18 protein-coding genes are annotated in these 20,365 nt (G+C 60.2%); 6 read left to right on the top strand and 12 right to left on the bottom strand.

The annotated features are described in order from the left end of the window. Positions 1 to 637: 637 nt before the first annotated feature. The 7 genes from ABDX87_RS21885 to ABDX87_RS21855 all read right to left on the bottom strand — a co-directional run bounded on the left by ABDX87_RS21885 (position 638) and on the right by ABDX87_RS21855 (position 6,582). Positions 638 to 1,273, bottom strand: a complete 636-nt coding sequence (locus ABDX87_RS21885; RefSeq protein ID WP_346829743.1) for a CGNR zinc finger domain-containing protein — start codon at positions 1,271 to 1,273, stop codon at positions 638 to 640. Between the two features lie 108 nt (positions 1,274 to 1,381). Continuing rightward, positions 1,382 to 1,993: an adenylyl-sulfate kinase gene (cysC, locus tag ABDX87_RS21880; RefSeq protein ID WP_346829742.1), complete on the bottom strand. Its 612-nt coding sequence runs from the start codon at positions 1,991 to 1,993 to the stop codon at positions 1,382 to 1,384. A gap of 19 nt (positions 1,994 to 2,012) precedes the next feature. Next, a complete protein-coding gene (locus ABDX87_RS21875) occupies positions 2,013 to 2,825 on the bottom strand; it encodes a class I SAM-dependent methyltransferase (protein WP_346829741.1) in 813 nt (270 codons plus the stop codon). Beyond that, positions 2,785 to 3,969: a hypothetical protein gene (locus tag ABDX87_RS21870; protein ID WP_346829740.1), complete on the bottom strand. Its 1,185-nt coding sequence runs from the start codon at positions 3,967 to 3,969 to the stop codon at positions 2,785 to 2,787. The genes ABDX87_RS21875 and ABDX87_RS21870 overlap by 41 nt, the downstream gene beginning before the upstream one ends. Before the next feature lie 32 nt (positions 3,970 to 4,001). Continuing rightward, entirely contained in the window at positions 4,002 to 4,733 is a 732-nt protein-coding gene (locus ABDX87_RS21865) for an SDR family NAD(P)-dependent oxidoreductase (RefSeq protein WP_346829739.1), read from the bottom strand. Then, entirely contained in the window at positions 4,730 to 5,467 is a 738-nt protein-coding gene (locus ABDX87_RS21860; protein WP_346829738.1) for a sulfotransferase family protein, read from the bottom strand. The genes ABDX87_RS21865 and ABDX87_RS21860 overlap by 4 nt, the downstream gene beginning before the upstream one ends. Next, on the bottom strand, positions 5,464 to 6,582 hold the full coding sequence (locus ABDX87_RS21855; RefSeq protein ID WP_346829737.1) for a transaldolase family protein: 1,119 nt from the start codon (positions 6,580 to 6,582) through the stop codon (positions 5,464 to 5,466). Before ABDX87_RS21855 ends, ABDX87_RS21860 begins: the two co-directional genes overlap by 4 nt. Positions 6,583 to 7,374: 792 nt before the next feature. Between ABDX87_RS21855 and ABDX87_RS21850 the strand changes: the two genes are divergently transcribed. Next, positions 7,375 to 7,857, top strand: coding sequence for a cytochrome b (locus ABDX87_RS21850; protein ID WP_431061265.1), 483 nt, complete (start codon positions 7,375 to 7,377; stop codon positions 7,855 to 7,857). Positions 7,858 to 7,869: 12 nt separating this feature from the next. Here the strand turns inward: ABDX87_RS21850 and ABDX87_RS21845 are convergent, their stop codons facing one another. From ABDX87_RS21845 to ABDX87_RS21825, 5 genes are all read right to left on the bottom strand, one after another. Further along, the gene (locus tag ABDX87_RS21845) at positions 7,870 to 9,081 is read right to left on the bottom strand and encodes a cytochrome c biogenesis protein DipZ (RefSeq protein ID WP_346829735.1); all 1,212 of its coding nucleotides are present in this window, start codon (positions 9,079 to 9,081) and stop codon (positions 7,870 to 7,872) included. A 74-nt stretch (positions 9,082 to 9,155) separates the two neighbouring features. Next, the gene (locus ABDX87_RS21840; RefSeq protein ID WP_346829734.1) at positions 9,156 to 9,416 is read right to left on the bottom strand and encodes a DUF2790 domain-containing protein; all 261 of its coding nucleotides are present in this window, start codon (positions 9,414 to 9,416) and stop codon (positions 9,156 to 9,158) included. 399 nt (positions 9,417 to 9,815) lie between these two features. Next, the gene (locus tag ABDX87_RS21835) at positions 9,816 to 10,925 is read right to left on the bottom strand and encodes an HlyD family secretion protein (protein WP_346833586.1); all 1,110 of its coding nucleotides are present in this window, start codon (positions 10,923 to 10,925) and stop codon (positions 9,816 to 9,818) included. A gap of 101 nt (positions 10,926 to 11,026) precedes the next feature. After that, the gene (locus ABDX87_RS21830; protein ID WP_346829733.1) at positions 11,027 to 12,706 is read right to left on the bottom strand and encodes an MFS transporter; all 1,680 of its coding nucleotides are present in this window, start codon (positions 12,704 to 12,706) and stop codon (positions 11,027 to 11,029) included. A gap of 375 nt (positions 12,707 to 13,081) precedes the next feature. Continuing rightward, positions 13,082 to 14,254 (bottom strand): XdhC family protein, encoded by a 1,173-nt coding sequence (locus tag ABDX87_RS21825; protein WP_346829732.1) that lies wholly within the window; start codon positions 14,252 to 14,254, stop codon positions 13,082 to 13,084. Between the two features lie 262 nt (positions 14,255 to 14,516). On the opposite strand from ABDX87_RS21825, the gene ABDX87_RS21820 reads away from it, so the two are divergent. The 5 genes from ABDX87_RS21820 (at position 14,517) to ABDX87_RS21800 (ending at position 20,363) form a co-directional block, all read left to right on the top strand. Beyond that, positions 14,517 to 14,873, top strand: coding sequence for a DUF427 domain-containing protein (locus ABDX87_RS21820; RefSeq protein WP_346829731.1), 357 nt, complete (start codon positions 14,517 to 14,519; stop codon positions 14,871 to 14,873). Between the two features lie 170 nt (positions 14,874 to 15,043). Then, complete coding sequence (egtB, locus tag ABDX87_RS21815; protein ID WP_346829730.1) at positions 15,044 to 17,191, top strand: ergothioneine biosynthesis protein EgtB; 2,148 nt, start codon at positions 15,044 to 15,046, stop codon at positions 17,189 to 17,191. A 130-nt stretch (positions 17,192 to 17,321) separates the two neighbouring features. Then, positions 17,322 to 17,900 (top strand): TetR/AcrR family transcriptional regulator, encoded by a 579-nt coding sequence (locus ABDX87_RS21810; RefSeq protein WP_346829729.1) that lies wholly within the window; start codon positions 17,322 to 17,324, stop codon positions 17,898 to 17,900. 210 nt (positions 17,901 to 18,110) lie between these two features. Next, positions 18,111 to 19,208, top strand: coding sequence for an enoyl-CoA hydratase/isomerase family protein (locus ABDX87_RS21805; protein ID WP_346829728.1), 1,098 nt, complete (start codon positions 18,111 to 18,113; stop codon positions 19,206 to 19,208). A 3-nt stretch (positions 19,209 to 19,211) separates the two neighbouring features. After that, the gene (locus ABDX87_RS21800) at positions 19,212 to 20,363 is read left to right on the top strand and encodes an acyl-CoA dehydrogenase family protein (RefSeq protein WP_346829727.1); all 1,152 of its coding nucleotides are present in this window, start codon (positions 19,212 to 19,214) and stop codon (positions 20,361 to 20,363) included. The last annotated feature ends 2 nt before the right edge of the window (positions 20,364 to 20,365 follow it).

The raw sequence follows: 20,365 nt of genomic DNA, 5'->3' as shown, positions 1-20,365 counted from the left end.
GTTGGCCAGAGGTTCGCGTGCGGGGGTTGGAATAGGAATCGGGGTTGGGGCGGCTGTCGCGGCATCCATGCCGCTCGGCCCACTCCACGTCATCTGCGTTTGGCCTGCACCCAAGTCGCAATTTGTGGTGCCTGGACTGTCGAGATAGAAAAGCAAAATCAAAAGCATCGGATCACGCGGATCCTGTAGGAGCGTGGCTTGCCCCGCGATCTACCGCGCAGCGGTAGCAAAATCAGGCGACTCGGCACTGTCTGACACTCCGAAGGCACAGGGTTTACTGCCGGTTCCCGGCAGATCGCGGGACAAGCCACGCTCCTACAATAACGAGTGGAGCGAGGGAGATTGATTCACAAATCAAGATGCGAAGAGCGTTAGCTCCAAAACGCGACTCGGGTGCAGGCTGAACGCAGGCGGCGCGCACAGTGGGCCGAGCGGCATGGATGCCGCGAGAGCCGCCCCCCGCCATGGATGGCGGATGGCGGCGGGCCCACGGAGCCTCGCCGGAGTGAGCAACCTCGACGAAGTCGAGGCCAAACCGGGAGCCTGGCCTGAACTGTCCCCTCGGTTGGACACCCAGTCCAACCGAGGGGACAGTCATGAATCAGCCCAATGCCAAATGCTAAACCAAAAAAACAGCTTAAAACTGCCCCACCGCCCGCCGGGCCTTTTCCTTGGCCCCGCACACATTCATCTGGCACCACCGCCGACTGCCATTCTTCGACGTGTCCACGAACAACCAATCGCAATCCGGCAAGGCACATAACTTGAGCCTCGCCAGGTCCGGAGAAGTCAGCAGCGACGACGCCTGTACCGCGATTCGCCCCATAAAACCGGCAGTCATCCCATCCAGGGTGTCAAACGGGCGCCAGTCCCAGACGAACCCGGTCGGTACCGAAATCAGCACCCGTTGCGACGCCGTCGACACCAGCACCTCATTCAGCACATCAAGCTCACCGGACGCAACCGGTTCTCCCAACGCCACAGGCAGAAACAACCGATAAAGCGACTCACGAAAACCGATCAACTGCTTGAATGCCGTCAGCGAATGCCAGGACGACTGCTGCACCAGGTCCACACACCGGGCGTGCTCGGCCTCACCGATCAGCCCGGCATGAAGAAACCAGTGCACGATCTCCTCCAGGTTCGAGAGCTTATCCACCACCGCCGCCAGCGATGTGCCGGGCCTTCGGCCATCGCACGTATTCAGATAATCGAGCACGCTGACGCCGCCGACCAGACGGATGGCGTTGATCTTCAATTGACCGATGGACATGGCCCGCCCTCAGTGTTGACAGAAGATCAATAATGGCAGAAACGAGCCAACTCGCCGGTCTTTCAGACAACCGCGTTCAATTCGCCGCGAAATTCAGGCGATCGGGCCCTAAAATCCACGCGGATGACGTAACCAGTCGTCGATCATCTCCACCGCTGTCGCCACACTGACCTGATCGCTGTGAATATGAAGTTCCGGAAAGACCGGTGGCTCGTACGCCGAATCGATGCCCGTAAAACCACGTATCTCGCCCTGTCTGGCGCGGCGATACAACCCTTTGGGATCACGGCTTTCGGCCACCGCCAGCGGCGCATCGACGAACACTTCGACGAAGCGCTCGTTGCCGATGATCGAGCGCGCGTAATGCCGCGCGGCTCGAGTCGGCGAAATCAGCGCCACCATGACCGTCAGGCCGGCGTCGGCCATCAATGCCGCGACTTCGGCCACACGCCGAACGTTTTCATCACGGTCGTGATCCGTGAACCCCAGGTCCCGGCACAGGCCGCTGCGCAGTGAGTCGCCATCCAGAATGCAGGTCTTGAGCCCGCGCGCCTGCAACACCGGGTTCAGCCCGTCGACAATCGTGGATTTTCCGGCAGCGGACAGCCCGGTCAGCCAGATCACATGAGGCGTAGGCTGCCCCTCGTGCGCGGTGCCGTGGGTGAAAGGGTACGCGAACAGGTTGCTACGCGAAGCCTGGGGCTGTTGTTGGATATCCATGAAGACACCTCCTTGTGACTTAAACATGCGCCTGATGAATGATGAAATCGGCGGCCATCGGGTCGTAGACAGTTTTGAAATCACCGTAGCTTTGCTTGACCACAAAACCGGCCGCTCTCATTTCGCCTCGCAGCCGAACGGGCAGGATCGGGAACACCCGCAAGCAATACCGGGCGCCATCGGCGAAGGTGTACACAAACTCGCACAACGAATCGTGCAGCTCGCCTAACGTGACCTTCGCGGTTTTGCCGCAATAGTAGTAGCGACCGGATGAGGAAAACCGTCCAGCGAGAATGGCCAGGAAATTGCGTTGATCAACCAGCAACACACCTCCCGGGTTGAGCAGCTGGCGAAACCGCTTCAACACCGCGATGCGCTCGGCTTCCTCGAACACATGACACAGTGAACTGCCCAGGCACAGCACCGCATCGAAGGTGCCCAATTGCCGAGGGTCGAGGTCGTGCCAGTCGCAGCACAGGGTGGGAATGTCCAGGCCCCGGCTGGCAAAGTTGGCCTTCGCTTGCCTGACCATGGTCGGGCTGCCATCGCAGGCCGTCACGTCAAAACCTGCGCGACGCAGTTGTACCGAATGAAACCCGCTGCCGCAGGAGGCATCGAATACCCGGCAGGCGCCGGCCTGCAACAACAGTTGCGTAAAGAACGGTCCCTCTCCTTCCGCGCGTTTGCTCCAGTCGATGAGCTCGTCCCAGCGACTGACAAAATCAGCGTTGTATTGCTCGGTGTAGACTGGATGCGCGACGGCCTGCCCGGCACCGTTCACGTCAGGGCAATCAGCCGAACTGACGGGCGAAGATGCGTTGCTGGGGAACATGGCTGACTCCTTGTTGGCTGATGTTGTGAGCAAACGCTTGATATTTACGGCCCAGCTCGTTGGCGCATTCGGCGGCGTCCTGGACCTTCATGCCCGCCACGAAATAACCGAGCATCTGCTCCATGACGTTCATCTGCGCACTCCCGAACATGACCGTGCCATCGGCCATGATCGACTGAATGCCGTCCTGTCGTTGTCCGGCCTCATTGATCTGAATGGCTTCTTCGCGCCGGACCCCATAAGGCAGACCAAGCAGCACCTGGCCCATACCGACTTTCACCGGATAACCGCCCGGCAAACCATGCGGCCCGGGGGCATGCACATGCACCTCTTCGTCGGCGAACAGGTTTTCCAGGACAGTGATGGCTGACATCGCTGTCAGGTACTGCCCATCGATGCCCCCCAGGCGACGGAAGTTGTCCGCCACGCTGCGAAAGATCATCTCGGCACTGAATTCGTCCGTGCACTCCCGGCCATCGATCCAGTAAGACAGATTGAAGTTCGCCTGCTGCGGCAAACCATGGCGTGGCACGTAGTGGCTGAAAAAGTGTTGGCCGATCAGTTTGACGCAGACCTGCAACGGCTCGCACCGCCCAAGCCGGGCGATAGCGCAGCGTGTGGCAGGAATCAGGTTCGCGATGTTCCCGACGCCGACATCCGGCGCCATCCCGACCTTGTACAACACGGCGTTGACCGCGTCGGGGAATGCCGCGTTGACCACCAAGGATTTGGGGCAGGATTGTTTGACCGCACGCATCAACGCATACGCAGGCGCCAGGTGCATCGGCAGCCAAGGCCCCAACTGGGCCTGATCCAGTGCATCAAACGTCGCCTTGGGCAATTGCGTGATCACGCGCCAGGACTGCAACGACGCGCAATTGAAGATGACATCCGGTTTGATCCGGGACAGCGTTTCGGCGTTGCGTTCGATGGCGAACTCCGTCAGGTCCATCTCCCACGCCTGAATGCGCACCGCCACATTCAGTTGCAGCGCCCCCAGCCTGACCAGGTTGCACAAGCGGGTCGCTTGTTCCAGGTTACGGCTGGCCACATGAAATTCGAATTGATTGCGCGGTGCGAGAATTTGCAAAACCTGCAGACACAGGTTGCCGCCGCCCACGATGAGCAATTTTTTCCGTTGCATGATTTCATCTCCCTGAGTGTCCAGATTGCGCATCAGCGCGGGTAGGCACCGTTGTCTACGGGTATGACTTTTCCGGTCAGGTGACGGCTCTGCTCGGACAGCAGAAACAGGATCACATCGGCGACCCCTTCCGGTTGAATCGGTTCTTTGAGCACTTCCTGCCGCTCGTATTCTTCGCGCCTGTGTTCAGGGATTCGGCCATGGATCGAGGTATTTCGGATCAATGCTGGCGAGACGGCATTGACGCGTATGCGCGGCGCGAAATTCCAGGCGTTGGCCTTGGTCAGGCCAATGACGCCGGCCTTGGTGGCGCCATAGAGCGCATCCATGCTGCCGACCTCACCGGCCACGGATGTGATGTTGACGATGCTGCGGGCATGCGGCGCCTGCAGCTCGTGACGGGCGAAGTCCCTTGACAGGTAGATCAACGATTTGAGGTTCACGGCCCACATTTCTTCCATTTCCTCGTCGCTGTATTCGTAAACGCTTTTGCCGTGGTACAGACCCGCGTTGTTCACCAGTCCTTGCAGGGCGAGGCGATCGTCGCGCTGGTAAAGCTCACTGATAAAAGACTGATAGGTGTCGTGCCTGGAGAAATCGGCAAAATGCGCCTCCATCCGATGGGATGGCAGGACACTCTGGAGGTCACGCAAACCTTGTTTGTCCTTGTCGGCGGCAATGACGTAATAACCTGCTTCCACACAGGCAATGGCGGTCGCTCGGCCAATGCCGTTGGCAGCGCCAGTGATGACGATTTTTTTCATGAGCGTCCCTGCTGAGTGAATTGATTCATGCGTTCGTAGAACGGCCGGTGCGTGTTGTAGTAACCCACCAGATGCGGGTGGGCAGTGAGCTGTCGCGCGTCGAAATCCGATGTCGACGCGACGATGTGCGTGCTGCGCTCGGCGTCTTTGTGCCAGCTGCGCCAGGCCTGCCACTGTGGCGGGCAGGACGGCTCCCAACGAAGCGCCTCGGGAAGGAAGTCCAGCTGCAAGTGATCGCAGAGCCTGCGCAGGGTTTCTTCCGGCTGGTTCGCCAGATCGTCGCCATTGATCACGTACGGAATCTTGCCGGTGAGTTTGGTGACCCGACAGAACACTTCGTAAAGGGCTTTGTGGCCGATGGCGTGCAAGGGCATCTGAGCGAACATCGCGAAGTGCGAAACGATGGCCCGACCTGGCTCGCGAATGATGAACACATGCTGTTGTTCAAGCAGGAAATCAGCGTCTGCCTTCAGTTCATCCAGGCAGTGGTAGCACATGTCCTTATGAAATACGTGGCGCCGCTCACGCGTGCTGCGCAATAAAGACTTGATCCCCTCGTAGGTCCGCGGCAGGCCACAGTCCAGATCGTCATGGGGAATGGCCGACTGCTCATTGAAAGCCATGTGCGCAAAAGGTTCGTGGAAGACTTCGAAATCCCCCCTTTCGATGAACACACGCTCCAGCACAGTGGAGCGCGAACGCGGATGGGCCCACAGCGCGATCATGCGATTCATGACACACGCCCCATCGCCAGATCACCCGTGGCCAGATCGCTCAGGGGCCTCATGGCGGGAAACAAGGCCCCGTTGCTGGCGCCTTTTACAAATGCCAGCAGGCGCTCTTGACCTTCCCGGGCGTCGTGGCTGGCGGTGATGAAAGCCGGATGCTGGGCGAACCGGGACGGCGCCTGCTCACCTTCGAAATACGCCTGGTTGAAGTAAGGAATCGCCATCAACCGGCTCAGGACGCGCCGTGGTACTTGCACCCATTCGGTGGCGGGCGTCACCGGCTGATTGCGCTGCTGGCGTCGGATGAGAAACTCAAGGATGTCCGGCGTCAGGGTGTACAAGGTCGTGTCTGCGCCCGTGCGCTGCAGGTGCCAGCAATGCTCACGCCCGCGCACATCGGTGTCGACTTTCAGGCTGCAGAGCAACAGCCGCGCCGGTGTCTGCCAACGGCGCAGCAACGCCTGAATCGCCTGGTAGACAGCCAGTTCCGCCCAGCGCCGGTCCGCGGCAGTCAGGCACAGCCGGCGCTGCGCGGCTTGACGTTCAAACTCGTGTTCGGCACCCAGGCGCCCGATCATGAACGTGATGACGTAACGGGCGCGATCGGTGTTCACACCTGTCACCCGTGCGCGCAGGCGACCACTGTGGATGGCCTTGAGGCACGCCGCGAACTGCGAAACGGTGAAGCAGAAGGTGTTATTGATCGAACACCCCTGAGCGACCAGTTGTTCGATCGCCCGATACCCCTGCTCGCTACCCGGCACCTTGATCATCACATTGGGGGCCAGGCTGGCCAGTTGCAGCCCGCGTGTGACGAGCATGCGTTCGTGCATCCGTTCGCCGCCTTCAATCTGTGCCGACAACCAGCCCTGACGTTGCTGCGTAGCGTTCCATAACGCGCGAAATTGCCCCGCCCCTTGCACGATCACCTGGTCGTAGAGCTGTCGCGCTTTTTCGGACTCCGCCATTTGCGGGGGAAGACTGTCGGTAAAATCCTGCCACGGCCGAGGGTCTTCCAGCACAGCCCGCGCAACCAGTCGAGGATTGGTAGTTGCCCCGCTGAGACCTGATTGACTGGCTGAAAAGTTATCGGGAAGCCAACTCTCAATCAGGTTAAACATGCTCGGGTATTTCATAATCATTCGATCTTTAAAGGCGCTATAGATCGTCGGTGATGAATCCCACCATACTTCGGAATCCACAGTGTTCTGTTTTAACAGGCGAGCGAATCCGGGGACTTCCATGAGAATAGTCCTGTGTGCAGGTGTCCATTAATGATGAAGAGGGCCCCAGCGAAGCTGGGCAAAATGCCAGTCTGAGCAGACTGATCGTCAGAAGCTCTGAACCTTCCGGGGTAAAGATGGATCCAAGCGGATTACCTGTCAAACTCGTTTTGATGGTTTCTTAATCACGAATAAGTATAAGAACAGCACTAAGTATGACGCGATAGGCAAACCTGTTCAAATTGGTTTCACCCCCTCATTTGAATAACTTCATATGGGGATAAATAAGAGACATTCCGGAATATATCGGTAGTACATCGTACAACTGACCCTTGAACGCATTGATGACACTCACACATTTAATACTGGCCAATTGACTCAGTTGTTATAAGGTTGCGCGCGTGCTCGAAAGTCTTTTGATTGAACATTCATTCAATCGCCGCTGTGAAGTATGGCGAATGTACGGGGCATTCATGCCCCAGGCCAAGCCTGCCGGGTTTTGCAACATGCGATCGGCACGCGCATTGAGGACGTGATGTGGAGGCCTGCTGAAACCTGTGGCCTGCATCGTGTTCTCAATGCGGACCTGTTTAAATCAGGTGAGAACATCAAAAATCGAGGGACCTGACCGTGACGACACCATTGAATACCGAACGCTACAGCTACCGAGCTCGCTGGTTCCACTGGGTGATGGCCGCCCTGATTGTGCTGGCGTATGCCTTGATCCTCAGCCGCAGTCAGTTCGCCAAGGGGACCGACCTGCGAACCTTTGTGGTGCAATCGCATTTTTGGGTGGGGATCGTGGTGCTGATCATGGCGTTTTTCCGCGTGGCGGAGCGTCATCGTCATACGCCGCCGGGGATTACTCCGCCGCTGGAAGGCATCCTGCGGCTGGCCGCTACGTTGTCGCACTATGCGCTGTATGCGTTTCTCTTCGCGCAACCGCTGTTGGGGTTGTTCACCGTCCTGCTGGAACGCGGTGCGCTGCCCGTCCCTTTGACCTCCCTGACCATTCCCGCGCCCTTCGATATCTCCAAGGACACGGCTGAAACCCTGGAACACTTCCATGTGTTGCTGGGCACCATCTTCTACTACGTCATCGGGCTGCACGTGGTCGCGGCGGTCTGGCATCACTTCGTACGCAAGGACAATACCGTGCGGCGCATGGTGTAACACCGGTCGGCACTAGCCCTTGGCCTTGGCTTCGTTGAGCAACTGCTGGATCACCTGTTCCTGGGTGTCGTAGCCGCCCTCGCCGAAGTGGGTGTATCGAATCTGGCCTTGCGCATCGATGATGTAATGCGCGGGCCAGTATTGATTGTCGAACGCGCGCCAGATGGCGTAGTTGTTGTCGATTGCGATCGGGTAGTTCAGGCCCAGCTTCTCGACGTTCTTGCGCACGTTATCGATGACCCGCTCGTAGGGGTACTCGGGGGTGTGCACGCCAATCACCACCAGACCGTCCTTCTCGTATTTCTTCGCCCACTGGTTCACGTAGGGAATGCTGTGCTGGCAATTGATGCAGTCGAAGGTCCAGAAATCCACCAGCACCACTTTGCCCTTCAATGACTCCTTGCTCAGTGCAGGCGAGTTCAACCACTCCACCGCGCCGGACAGCGATGGCATTTCCCCTTTGCTACTGACGTCAGGCGCCGTGGCGGCCTTCACGCTGTCCACCAGGTAATCAATGACCGCAGGCACGCCGGTCAGCAGACGTTGCTCAATCGCCGCCGCTCCTTCTGAGGACGTTCCCGCCAGCAGCTGATTCTGGTTACCGCTGGCGATCACGACGGCCACCAGCAACGCTGCGCAACCGGCGCCGCGCCTTAGCCACGCCGTAACGGGCAACGACAGTTTCATTCGGGCGAGCACACCGCGTCCGGCAAATATCAGCGTGCCCAGCGATACCGCGCTGCCCAGCCCGTACGCCAGCAGCAACAGGCTGGTGTGCGCGCTCGGCCCTTGCAACATCGCACCGGTCAGGATGATCCCCAGAATCGGTCCGGCACACGGTGCCCACAACAGCCCGGTCGCCACGCCGATCAGCAGCGAAGCCGAGGGGCCTGACAGCCGCCGCGTAGCCGGATCAAGCCGGTTGCCCAGGGTCACCAACGGCCACGTCAACCAGCTCCCGACCTTCGCCGACAGCAGGGAAAGCGCAAACAACACCAACACCACCAGCGCGACATGGCGGCCGATGCCGTTGGCCGTCACCACCCAGTCACTGCTCACCACCGCCAGACTGGAGACCAACGCAAAGGTCAGCATCAGCCCGAGCAGCGTCAGCAACACGGAGGACGCCGAGCGGTCGGCACGTGCGAACAGAAACGGCACGACAGGAAGGATGCACGGGCTGAGCACCGTGACGATCCCGCCCAGAAAAGCGATGAGCAACATACGCGTTACCTGCAATCAGAAAAGGAGCGACCATGAATGTCGCCCCTTGGAAACCGGAGTCTTGAGGCGATGACTCAGTTGTCGTGGCAGCCGCCGGACAGATCTTGGTAGTCGAGGACATGGACTTGATCCGTCGAGTCGAGGTAGGTCAGTTGCGAGGTCACCACACTGCAGGCGGGTGTGGTGCCTTCTTTGGACGAGAGCACTTTCTTGATGTCCAGGTGGGTGCCGTATGTGTAGGTTTCGGACTTCACGGCGTCCTGCGCCTGAGCGGACAGAGCGCCCAGGCTGAGGGCGGCAAACAGGGTGGCGATTGAAAGATTTTTCCAGTTCATGGCGATCTCCAGAGCGATGGCTGATTGTTCAAGTGGGCCGAGGCGTTGTTCCTCGATGGGGCCTATTGAACGGTCTGGAGGTATCGCGGATGTGTCGGCAAAGCGGCCATTGGAATCGCTACGTGTCGCAGGGGGGTGTGGATACAGTGCGATACAAATGGGTGTGCTGGGTTGGCTTACGGTCGGCGCGAGGGGCGCTTGGTACTCCACCATGTGGGGGCGCTGATCGTCTGGATCCGCCTCACGGCAGAAGCCGATACCCAGGATCGTTCCAACGCTCTGCGTGGGAATGCCTGTCAGGACGCTCCGCGTCCACGCTGACGCAGAGCGTCAGTCCCTGCGTTACCACGCGGAGCGTGGGAACGATCAAACACTGATCGGCACACAACTCGCCTACGGTTAACGTTGCTGCTCAACCGACCCATCCACCGGATCCGGCGGAATCGGCCCATCCTGACTGGTGTCGATACTGACCACCACCGACATGCCCGGACGCAAACGCGCCAGATCGTCCTGGTCGCCGTCCACCGTGATCCGCACCGGGATCCGCTGCGCAATCTTCACAAAGTTGCCCGTGGCGTTGTCAGCAGGCAGCAGACTGAACTCTGACCCCGCCGCCGGCGAGATCCGCTGTACACGCCCGCGCATCTTGCGGTTTTCCAGGGCATCCACGGTGAACGACACCGGCTGACCCAGGCGCACATTGGCCATCTGGGTTTCCTTCATGTTCGCGATGATCCAGCGCGGACGCGGCACCAGCCCCATCAACTGCGCACCCGAGTTCACATAGGCGCCCAGGCGCGTCCCGATCTGCCCCAGCTGACCGTCACGCGGCGCGGTGATACGGGTGTTGGTCAGGTCGATGCGCGCCAGCTCGATGGCCGCTTCGGCGTTTTTGACCGACGCCTCCAGCGAGCCCCGATTGACGATAACGGTTTGCAGGTCTTGCCGAGCGATTTCAAGTGACGCCTTGGCTTCGGCCAAGGCCGCACGCGCCTGAGCATCCGCCGCGCGGGTCACGTCCAGTTCGCTTTTCGACACCGAGCCATCGGTCACCAGCGCGTTGCTGCGGCGCAGGTCCGCTGCGGCTTTCTGACTCTGTGCCTCGGCGTTCGCCACGCTCGCCTGACGCTGCACGATGGTGGCTTCGGCACTGCGCCGTTGCTGCAGGTTGTTCTCCAGCGCGGCCTTCTGAATCCCCAGTTGCGCCAGCCCCTGATCCAGATGCTGTTGATAAATCCGGTCGTCGATGCGCACCAGCAGATCACCCTCTTTCACCCACTGGAAATCCTGCACGGGCACTTCATAGACGTAGCCGCTCAGTTGCGGCGAAATGATCGTGGTCTGCCCTCTCACCTGAGCATTTTCCGTGCTCTCGATGGGGCTGCTGAACGGCGGCAGCTGCCAGGCATACAGCACGATCAACACGCCCGCCAGCGCGACGCCGCCAAACAGGATCGATGACACCAGACGAATGCGTGCCGAGCGCGGTTGTGTGGTGGCGGGCATCACCGCTGGCGCTGGCGCCGGAGCTGCGGTGGGCGCCGATTGTGGTGCGGGGTTCACGGATGCGTCCCCTGAAGGTTTGTCAGAAGGTTTGCCAGGTTCTGTCATGAAGAGTGCGCGCCAGAAGAGGGAACGGAGGAAGGTGCAGCGGCCGACGGGGTGAACGGCGCCACCGGTTCTGTGGTGATCCACAGCCAGGTCGCACGGCTGGTGATCCAGATCATCGTCAAGACCGCGATCACTGCAATCAGCATAAATACGTCGTTGTAGGCCAGCGTATTGGCCTCACGGGTCGCAGCCGTCGCCAAGGTGCGTATGCCCTGGCTGTTACGGGAAGACGGGTCGGCAATCGCCGAGAGCAGAGACCCGCTCGAGCTCTGCAATCGTGACTGGACCTGAGGGTTGAGCAGGGTCACGTTCTCGACGAGATGGGCCGAGTGAAACTTCTCGCGCCAGACCTGAAACGTCCCCAGCAAGGCCGACCCGATCAGGCTGCCGACGTTCTGGGTGATCCCGAACATCACCGAGAAACTCACCATGTTTCGCGGGTTGCTGATCACGCCGCTGATGCCCAGCACCAGCGTCGGCCCCAGAAAAAACGTACCGCCAAACGCCAGCAAAAACTGGCTGAAGTACATTTGCGGTCCACGGGTCAGGCTGGTGGAGAAGCTGTCCATGCCGGAACCGATGGCCATCAATGCCAGCGAAATGATCAGCGGCTTGAACAGATGCTGTGGGTCGATGGTCATGGCGCTGACCAACAGCCCCGCGACGCTGCCCAGCAGCATGAAGAAATACAGCGTGTGCAGCTGCTCCGTGCCCTGGTTCAGTCCCTGCAAAAAGCCCACGGCACCCGTCGCCTGCTCGGACAGAACAATGCGGGTCAACAGCACACTCAAGGCAAACCTCAGCATCCGCCCACTGCCCAGCCAGCGGGTGATCAACAAAGGTCGCGTGCGGTTGTGTTCGATTGCCAGCCCTGCACAGATCGTCGCGATGGAAAACGCCAGTGCAACGCCGATCCAGGGTTCCTCCAGCCACCACTCGATACGGCCCAGCGACAAGGCTGCGCACAGGGCGGCAAAGCCTGAGGCCAACAATGCAAAGGTCAGGAAGTCGAGTTTTTCGAACGCCTTGAAGCGGTCGCCCGGGGGCAGTTTCAGGATCAGTACACAGCCCAGTGACAACAGGCACATGCCCAATTCGAACAGATACAGCCCCCGCCACTCGGCAATCTGAAGCAAGTCTTCGGAGACAAGCCGTGCCAGTGGCGTCGCCAACTGTGCAGTTCCCAGCCCCAGCACCAGCGCCTTCATTCGCCACTTCTGCGGGAAGGCCTGGATCATGTAATACAGCCCCAACGAACTGAGCGCCGCGCCGACCATGCCATGGGCGGCGCGCACCGCGATGGCCGAGTTGATGTCATTGACGAACAGATGCGCAAAGGTCACCAGCGCGTACAGCACCAGAAAACCTTCAGTGAATGCACGCAATCCGAATTGCTGGCGAAACTTCACCAACAACAGGTTGATGGAGACGTTGGTCATGACGTACGCCGCCGGCAGCCAGGCGATCTCCGCCTGCGTGGCCCCGAGCGAGCCTTGCAGATATTGCAGGTTGGCAACCACCAGCGCGTTACCCAACCCGCCAGTCAGCGCGACGATCACACCAACCATCGCGTACGCCAGCCGTTTGGGCGTCGAGTGCAGCGGCGTGGAGGGCGAACCCGGAATGGTCGGCCGCTCATGGGGAGCCCAATTATGAGGCGTGTACTTGTCGTTCATCGAGCAGACCTGATGGATGCTGTCCTGAGACCGTGATCAGAACGATATTACTCACAGGCCGCTCGTGCGTGATAACGATTCGGCATTATTTGTCGAGTGAATGAGGATTCGTTAAAGGGAGTTTAGAAGTTGCCAACGGATATGCAGCGGCTGGAGAGTCTCACAACAGTGAAGGCCCGACGGTCAGCGATGAGCACGTCCAGTGCCGGTGCAGGACCTGTGGGAGTCAGCTTGCTGACGAAGAGGCGGGTACATCCGCCTGTCTTGACGATGCAAACTCAACGTCCGTGAGCAAACTCTCTCCCACACACTCTTTATCGCTCAGCACCGCTCAGACAGATCGGCGGGTGACGTGCGAGGGGGCTGCAGCCCAGCTCACCCGATCATCCGCAACCCCGGCTCCTGCTCAAGCTTCACGTCCACCGCATGAATGCTCGCCTCGCGGTGCTTGAGCATGGCGCCGGCGCGGCCGTTGAACACGGCGTTGATCTCCGACAGGATCGACAACGCCACGCTGTCCGGCGTATCGCCTCCCAGGTCCAGGCCGACCGGGAAATGCAGGACGGAAAACGCCTGGCCTCCGCGCAGCTGAGCAGGCATCTCATCGAGCAAACGCTCGGTACGGCTGCGCGGCCCCAGTTGCCCGATGTAGCGCGGTGCGCAGTTCAAAACCTGCCCAAGCCAGTGACGATCCTGCGTGAGGCTGTGGGTCATCACCACAACAGCAGCATCCGCCACCATCGCGGCGACATCGGGCAAGGGTTCTAGCGGCGCCGCCAACACCCGGTCCGCTTCGGGAAAGCGCTGAGCACGGGCGAAATGCGGGCGCGCATCGATCACCGTGATGTGCCAGCCCTGCAAGCGCGCCATGCTCACCAGCGGAGAAGCATCATGGCCGGCCCCAAACACCACCAACCTGCGCGGCGCCGGAATGTATTCCAGCAGCACTTCGATTTCCCCGCCCGCCCCTTCGTACGTGCGAGTGGCAGAGCGACGGGCATCAAGGACCGCGCGCAAATCTTCAGCGATCGCCTGCGCCAGCCAGCGTTCATGCACCTGCGTGCGTAACCCGCTCGACGGAGACAATGCGACACGTTCACCCACAGCGACCTGCCGTTCATTGTGCGAACCAATGACTGTCGCCAGCGCCGCGCCGTGACCGCTGGCCTTGACCTCGCGCAATACGTCAACCACCAGGCTTTCGGCCTCTGGCAGCACACGCTCGAAAAGGATGTGCACCGTGCCGTTGCAGCCCAGGCCAAAACTCAGCTCGGCTTCTTCCAGTTCATCGTCGTCCTCGCCTGTGCTGTACGTGCGAATTGACGGTTTGCCGCTGGCCGTCAACCACCAGGCCTTTTTGCTCACGTCACTTTCCAGGCACCCGCCACTGACGGTGCCCGTGGCTTCGCCCAGCTGCGCAACGACCATCCGCGCACCGGGTCGCCGATAGGCCGAGCCCTCGACCTTGACCACCGTGGCGATCACTGTTTCCTGTCGCCCGGCCTGCGCTCGATCAAGCGCCGCAAGCAAACTGGATAGATCATTCATGCATGTCCCCACTGAGTCATGAGCTGAAACGGTACTGTTAAACGGTAATGCACCGCCGCCTAGCATATTGGTGCGATTACTTGCTGACTGCCAGCGACGCCTCAGGTTCAAGCCTTCGAGTGCAATTCACAGGGAGACAGCAAAAAAATACGGTCATCCATATTCCTTCCAACTACACTGCTTTTCCTTATCGGTGCCAACTGCCCGACGGGTAGCGGGTCGGTTTCTTCTGCTTAACAGAATTCACCACAGGATTATCGCCATGAAAATTCCAGGTCCCGATCACCCCATCACCATTTCCCCACTCAAGGGCCGTGTCACGGTTCAGTTCAAGGGTGTCCAGGTCGCGCAAAGCGATAAGGCGCTTCAACTGAAGGAAGCCAGCTATCCGCCAGTCATTTATGTGCCCCGCTCGGATATTTCGATTGAACATTACGAAAGAACCGAACATCGAACCCATTGCCCCTATAAGGGTGATGCCAGCTACTTCAGCCTGAAAGCCAACGGCCAAGCCGCTGAAAATGCCGTCTGGACTTACGAGGAGCCATATCCCTCGGTGAAGGAAATCGAAGGCCATGTCGCGTTTTACCCGGACAAGGTGACCTTCGACGTTCAATGAGTCCACGTCGGCCGAAGTCCCGCTGCATCGCTCCATCGTTTTTGCCACACGACGTACGGGCCGCAACGAACTCCGTTGCGGCCCTCTCATGAGAAGAACGCAGGAACGCCGTACCGCCTGGCTGCACCGACTCAGCCACCCGGGCGCCGGCAAGATCCGGAGAACACCCGATGACGCGCCATTCACGCCAGCTTCGCGACACACCCGCCACGTATCCTCTGTGCAAGCGCTATCAAGGCGTTCGTCGTCGCACTGAACAATTGGTTGCCCCGCTCAGTGCCGAGGACATGGTGGTTCAGTCGATGCCCGACGCCAGCCCCGCGAAGTGGCACATGGCGCACATCACCTGGTTTTTCGAAACCTTCCTGCTGGCGCCCAACGTCCCGGACTACACGCCGTTCGACCCGACCTTCGGTTACCTCTTCAACTCCTATTACGAAGCCGTCGGCCCCCGTCATCCTCGCCCGCAACGGGGTTTGATGACTCGCCCCGGTGTCGACCAGGTCATGGCCTATCGCAAATACGTCGATGAACACATGTCGGCGCTGCTGATGAGCACCTTGTCCGATGAGGTCAAGAGCCTGGTCGAACTGGGCCTGGCCCACGAGGAGCAGCATCAGGAACTGCTGCTGATGGACATCCTGCACCTGTTCAGCCTGTCGTCGCTCAAGCCGGCCTATGACCATACCTGGCCCAAAGATGCTGGCGGACGTCGTGGCCAGTTCAAACCGCTGAGTGCCGGTTTGACCCAAATCGGCCACGACGGTAACGGCTTTGCGTTCGATCATGAAGGCCCGCGCCATACCACGTACCTGCAATCTTTCGAAATCAGCGATCGGCTGGTCACTAACGGCGAATGGCTGAGCTTCATCGCCGACGGTGGGTATCACACCGCCGCACTGTGGTTGTCCGAAGGCTGGACGATGGTTCAGGAAAACGGCTGGAACGCGCCGCTGTATTGGCAACACGACGAGAACGGCTGGAAACGCATGAGCCTCCGCGGACTGGAGCCCATCGACCCGGCCGGTCCCGTGACGCACATCAGTTATTACGAAGCCGCCGCGTTCGCCACGTGGGCCGACGCGCGCCTGCCGACAGAGGCCGAATGGGAAGCCGCCGCCCGGGCCGGTTTACTGGAACAGGTCGATGATGTCGCCTGGCAATGGACGCAGAGTGCCTACAGCGCTTATCCCGGCTTCAAGCCCTCGGCCGGTGCCGTGGGTGAGTACAACGGCAAATTCATGGTTAACCAGATGGTGCTGCGCGGTGGCGCCAGCGTGACCTCGCCCAATCACTGTCGGCTGACCTATCGCAATTTCTTCCAGACCGAAAAACGCTGGATGGTCGCCGGGGTGCGCCTGGCCCGTGACAGTCGCCAACCGGGTGTGGTCAATCCCAACGACAGCGAGTTCGCCCGCGATGTCGTGACAGGCTTATCGGCACCGGCCAAAACGCTTTCGCCAAAATATTTCTACGATGCAGCAGGGTCGGACCTGTTCGAGGCCATCTGCGAAACCGCCGAGTATTACCCCACACGCGCCGAAACCGGCTTGCTGAAAGGGATTGCAGAGCAGATCGCAGCGTCGATCCCCGATGGCGCCGCGCTGGTGGAATTCGGCAGCGGTGCCAGCGAGAAAACCCGGCTGGTGCTGGACGCCGCGCCGCACATTGCCGTTTACGTGCCGATCGACATCAGCGCCACCGCGTTGAACAAGGCGGCGCAGTCATTGCGCAAGAAGTACCCGGCGCTGGTGGTTGCACCGCAGGTCGACGACTTCACCCGTGTGCTGACCTTGCCCAAAGAAGCTGATGGCCACACCCGCGTCGGTTTCTTTCCGGGTTCGACCATCGGTAACTTCACCCACGAAGAGGCGGTGGACTTCCTTCATGCGGCCCACGAGGTACTGGGCAAGAACGCTCATTTCATCGTGGGCGTGGACATGGTCAAAGACGCCGACACGCTGGTGGCGGCCTATGACGATGCCGAGGGCGTGACCGCACGCTTCAACAAGAACCTGTTGACGCGCATCAACCGCGAGCTGAATGCCAACTTCAACGTCGAGGCATTCGATCATCTGGCGGTCTGGAATGCCGAAGGGGAGCGCATGGAAATGCATCTGGTGAGTCAGCTCGAACAGGTGGTGAAAGTGGCGGGCCACAGTTTTCACTTTGCTGCCGGGGAACGGCTGCACACGGAGAACTCGCACAAGTTCACCGTGGCGTCCTTTACCGAACTGGCGGGGCGTGCCGGGTGGTCGGTCAGTCAGGTCTGGATCAGCGATGCACCAGAGATGGCATTGTTCAGCCTGCAAGCGTGAAGCCATTGCGGTGTGCCAGCCGGCGCACCGCAACCGGTGCTCAGGGCGCTTATCGACGCCAGCGGCGCCGACCTGATAACGCCCACCCGCTTCACAACCGACCGGACATGTACAGGCAGCTTGACCCTCCATGGCTAAACCATCGCACCGTGAAAAAATACTCACCGAAGGATTGAAGGTTGTTCACGAGCGCGGCTTCGCGGGCGCCAGTGTGCGCGACATCGTGCAGGCGGCCGGGGTGCCTCAGGGCTCGTTCACCAATCATTTCGTGTCCAAGGAAGCCTTCGGCCTGGAGATCATCGACCTCTATTTCGACAGCACCCGACAGATGGTCGGGCAGACATTACGCAATACGTCGCTGTCGCCCATCGCGCGCGTGCAGGCCTACGTCGACTTCCACAAAGGCGCCCTTGAATGCGCCATGCACAAAGGCTGTCTGTTCGGCAATTTCACCGCCGAAAGCACCGAACACAGTGAGCCGATCCGCGCCCGTCTGGTGGAAATCTATGACTGGCTCACCGACATCATCTGCGGTTGTCTGGACGAGGCCATCCAGGCAGGCGCCCTGCCCAGGGACTTCAACAGCCGACAAGTCGCCTTGTTCATCATCGCCTCCGTGCAAGGCGCCGTGCTGCTGGCCAAAGCCCAGCGCCACACTGCCGCGCTGGAAAGTTTCTCCACGATTCTGGCGACCAACGTCCTGCGCTGAGCATCGACAAGCAACGCCTTTGTGGTGGGACGCCGGGCCGGGATAATCCGGTGAACAACCGTTCCCCCATGCAAACTTGCACACCCACCCTGCACGATTCTTCATTGTCATTTGCAAAATTGCGCTGTTAGCATCCCTGCTGAAACTCATGGAATGCGGCTCGAATGGCCGCCTGAACGAGCAAGAATAAAAAGCCACAGGGAGTCAGCAATGACGGCACAGGTAGTATCGGCCAAGTCTTCGGGTCAGGAACCGGCCTGCGACACCGTTCTGTCCGACGTACGCAATCACATTGGTCACATCACCCTCAATCGCCCGCAAGGGCTGAATGCCATCGATCTGGACATGGTCCGCCAGCTGCAGCGCCAGCTGGACGAATGGGCCACCGACGACAGGGTCTATGCGGTGGTGTTGCGCGGGGCCGGCGACAAGGCCTTCTGCGCGGGCGGCGACATCCGCGCACTCTACGACAGCTTCAAGAACGGCGAGACCCAACACCAGGCATTCTTCGCCGAAGAGTACGCACTGGACCTTACCCTCCATCACTACCGTAAACCTGTCATGGCGCTGATGGATGGCTTCGTCCTGGGTGGAGGGATGGGCCTCGCGCAAGGCGTGGACCTGCGCGTGGTCACCGAGCGTAGCCGGCTGGCGATGCCGGAAGTGGCGATCGGTTACTTCCCGGATGTCGGCGGCAGTTATTTTCTGCCGCGCGTGCCCGGAGAGCTGGGCATCTACCTGGGCGTCACCGGCGTGCAGATCCAGGCCGCCGATGCGCTGTACTGCGGCCTGGCTGACTGGTACCTGCAAAGCGCACGGGTGAATGATCTGGACCGCCAGCTCGACAACCTGAAGTGGACCCTGACCCCGCTCAAGGACCTGCAAGGCGTGCTGGCGAGAATCGCCGTGCAGCGACTGCCGGATCCGCCGCTGGAAAAACTGCGCCCGGCCATCGATCATTTCTTTGCCCTGCCGGACATCCCGAGCATCATCGAGCAACTGTTGGAAGTGACCGTCATCGACACCCACAGCTGGGCGGTCGACACGGCCAACCTGATGAAAACCCGTTCACCCCTGGCGATGGCCGTGACACTGGACATGCTGCGCCGGGGTCGGCACCTGCCGCTGGAAAGCTGCTTCGAAATGGAGTTGCACCTTGACCGGCAGTGGTTCGAACGGGGCGACCTGATCGAAGGCGTCCGCGCCCTGATCGTAGACAAAGACAAGAAGCCGCAATGGAACCCGCCCACCGTGCAGGCCCTGGATGCCGAACACGTGGCGAGCTTCTTCAGCGGTCATGAGGCGTGACCTATGCAAGACCTTGAACTGACCGAAGAACAGATCATGATCCGCGACATGGCGCGTGAATTCGCGCGCAACGAAATCGCGCCCCACGCCCACGCGTGGGAAGTGGCCGGCTGGATCGATGACAGCCTGGTCGACAAGCTCGGCGAACTGGGACTGCTGGGGATGGTCGTCCCGGAGCAATGGGGCGGCACCTACATCGACTACGTGGCCTACGCCCTGGCGGTGGAAGAGATCTCTGCCGGTGATGCGGCGACCGGCACGCTGATGAGCGTGCACAGTTCGGTGGGTTGCGGACCTGTGCTCAATTACGGCAGCGACGAACAGAAGCAGCAATGGCTGGAAAAACTCGCCAGCGGCAAAGCCATCGGCTGTTTCTGCCTGACCGAACCGCAGGCCGGTTCCGAAGCCCATAACCTTCGCACCCGCGCCGAGCTCAAGGACGGTGAATGGGTGCTCAATGGCGCCAAGCAGTTCGTCAGCAACGGCAAGCGCGCTCACTTGGCCATCGTCTTCGCGGTGACCGATCCGGAAATGGGCAAGAAAGGTATTTCGGCGTTTCTGGTGCCGACGGATAACCCGGGTTATCGCGTCGACCGCATGGAACACAAGATGGGCATTCGCGCTTCGGACACCTGCGCGGTGACCTTGAGCGACTGTCGCATTCCGGCGTCCAGCCTGCTGGGCGAGCGTGGCAAAGGCCTGTCGATTGCCCTGTCCAACCTGGAAGGCGGCCGCATCGGCATCGCCGCACAAGCCTTGGGCATCGCGCGCGCCGCCTTCGAGGCAGCCCTGGTGTATGCGCGTGAGCGGGTGCAGTTCGACAAACCGATCATCGAGCATCAGAGCGTTTCCAATCTGCTGGCCGACATGCACACCCGCATCAATGCTTCTCGCCTGCTGGTCCTGCACGCCGCACGCCTGCGTACGGCGGGCAAGCCGTGTCTGTCGGAGGCCTCACAGGCCAAGCTGTTTGCATCGGAAATGGCCGAGTGGGTCTGCTCCAAAGCGGTACAGATCCACGGCGGCTACGGCTACCTCGAAGACTACCCGGTGGAAAAATACTACCGGGACGCGCGCATTACGCAGATCTACGAGGGCTCCAGTGAAATCCAGCGCTTGCTGATCGCCCGCGAGCTGCGGCACTACTCGCTGTAATA

The organism is Pseudomonas abietaniphila, assembly GCF_039697315.1.
GTDB classification, from domain to species: Bacteria; Pseudomonadota; Gammaproteobacteria; order Pseudomonadales; family Pseudomonadaceae; genus Aquipseudomonas; species Aquipseudomonas abietaniphila_B.
The sequence above is the reverse complement of the archived record's forward strand: the minus strand, read 5'-3'. Positions and strand labels throughout refer to the sequence as shown.

What these genes read in the sequence shown, in the direction of transcription:
- cysC (WP_346829742.1), bottom strand. Translation starts at nt 1,993, where the DNA reads ATGGATATCCAACAACAGCCCCAGGCTTCGCGTAGCAACCTGTTCGCG.
- ABDX87_RS21840 (WP_346829734.1), bottom strand. Translation starts at nt 9,416, where the DNA reads ATGAACTGGAAAAATCTTTCAATCGCCACCCTGTTTGCCGCCCTCAGC.
- ABDX87_RS21860 (WP_346829738.1), bottom strand. Translation starts at nt 5,467, where the DNA reads ATGAATCGCATGATCGCGCTGTGGGCCCATCCGCGTTCGCGCTCCACT.
- ABDX87_RS21875 (WP_346829741.1), bottom strand. Translation starts at nt 2,825, where the DNA reads ATGTTCCCCAGCAACGCATCTTCGCCCGTCAGTTCGGCTGATTGCCCT.
- ABDX87_RS21810 (WP_346829729.1), top strand. Translation starts at nt 17,322, where the DNA reads ATGGCTAAACCATCGCACCGTGAAAAAATACTCACCGAAGGATTGAAG.
- ABDX87_RS21850 (WP_431061265.1), top strand. Translation starts at nt 7,375, where the DNA reads ATGGCCGCCCTGATTGTGCTGGCGTATGCCTTGATCCTCAGCCGCAGT.
- ABDX87_RS21845 (WP_346829735.1), bottom strand. Translation starts at nt 9,081, where the DNA reads ATGTTGCTCATCGCTTTTCTGGGCGGGATCGTCACGGTGCTCAGCCCG.
- egtB (WP_346829730.1), top strand. Translation starts at nt 15,044, where the DNA reads ATGACGCGCCATTCACGCCAGCTTCGCGACACACCCGCCACGTATCCT.
- ABDX87_RS21835 (WP_346833586.1), bottom strand. Translation starts at nt 10,925, where the DNA reads ATGCCCGCCACCACACAACCGCGCTCGGCACGCATTCGTCTGGTGTCA.
- ABDX87_RS21865 (WP_346829739.1), bottom strand. Translation starts at nt 4,733, where the DNA reads ATGAAAAAAATCGTCATCACTGGCGCTGCCAACGGCATTGGCCGAGCG.
- ABDX87_RS21830 (WP_346829733.1), bottom strand. Translation starts at nt 12,706, where the DNA reads ATGAACGACAAGTACACGCCTCATAATTGGGCTCCCCATGAGCGGCCG.
- ABDX87_RS21870 (WP_346829740.1), bottom strand. Translation starts at nt 3,969, where the DNA reads ATGCAACGGAAAAAATTGCTCATCGTGGGCGGCGGCAACCTGTGTCTG.
- ABDX87_RS21855 (WP_346829737.1), bottom strand. Translation starts at nt 6,582, where the DNA reads ATGTTTAACCTGATTGAGAGTTGGCTTCCCGATAACTTTTCAGCCAGT.
- ABDX87_RS21800 (WP_346829727.1), top strand. Translation starts at nt 19,212, where the DNA reads ATGCAAGACCTTGAACTGACCGAAGAACAGATCATGATCCGCGACATG.
- ABDX87_RS21825 (WP_346829732.1), bottom strand. Translation starts at nt 14,254, where the DNA reads ATGAATGATCTATCCAGTTTGCTTGCGGCGCTTGATCGAGCGCAGGCC.
- ABDX87_RS21805 (WP_346829728.1), top strand. Translation starts at nt 18,111, where the DNA reads ATGACGGCACAGGTAGTATCGGCCAAGTCTTCGGGTCAGGAACCGGCC.
- ABDX87_RS21820 (WP_346829731.1), top strand. Translation starts at nt 14,517, where the DNA reads ATGAAAATTCCAGGTCCCGATCACCCCATCACCATTTCCCCACTCAAG.
- ABDX87_RS21885 (WP_346829743.1), bottom strand. Translation starts at nt 1,273, where the DNA reads ATGTCCATCGGTCAATTGAAGATCAACGCCATCCGTCTGGTCGGCGGC.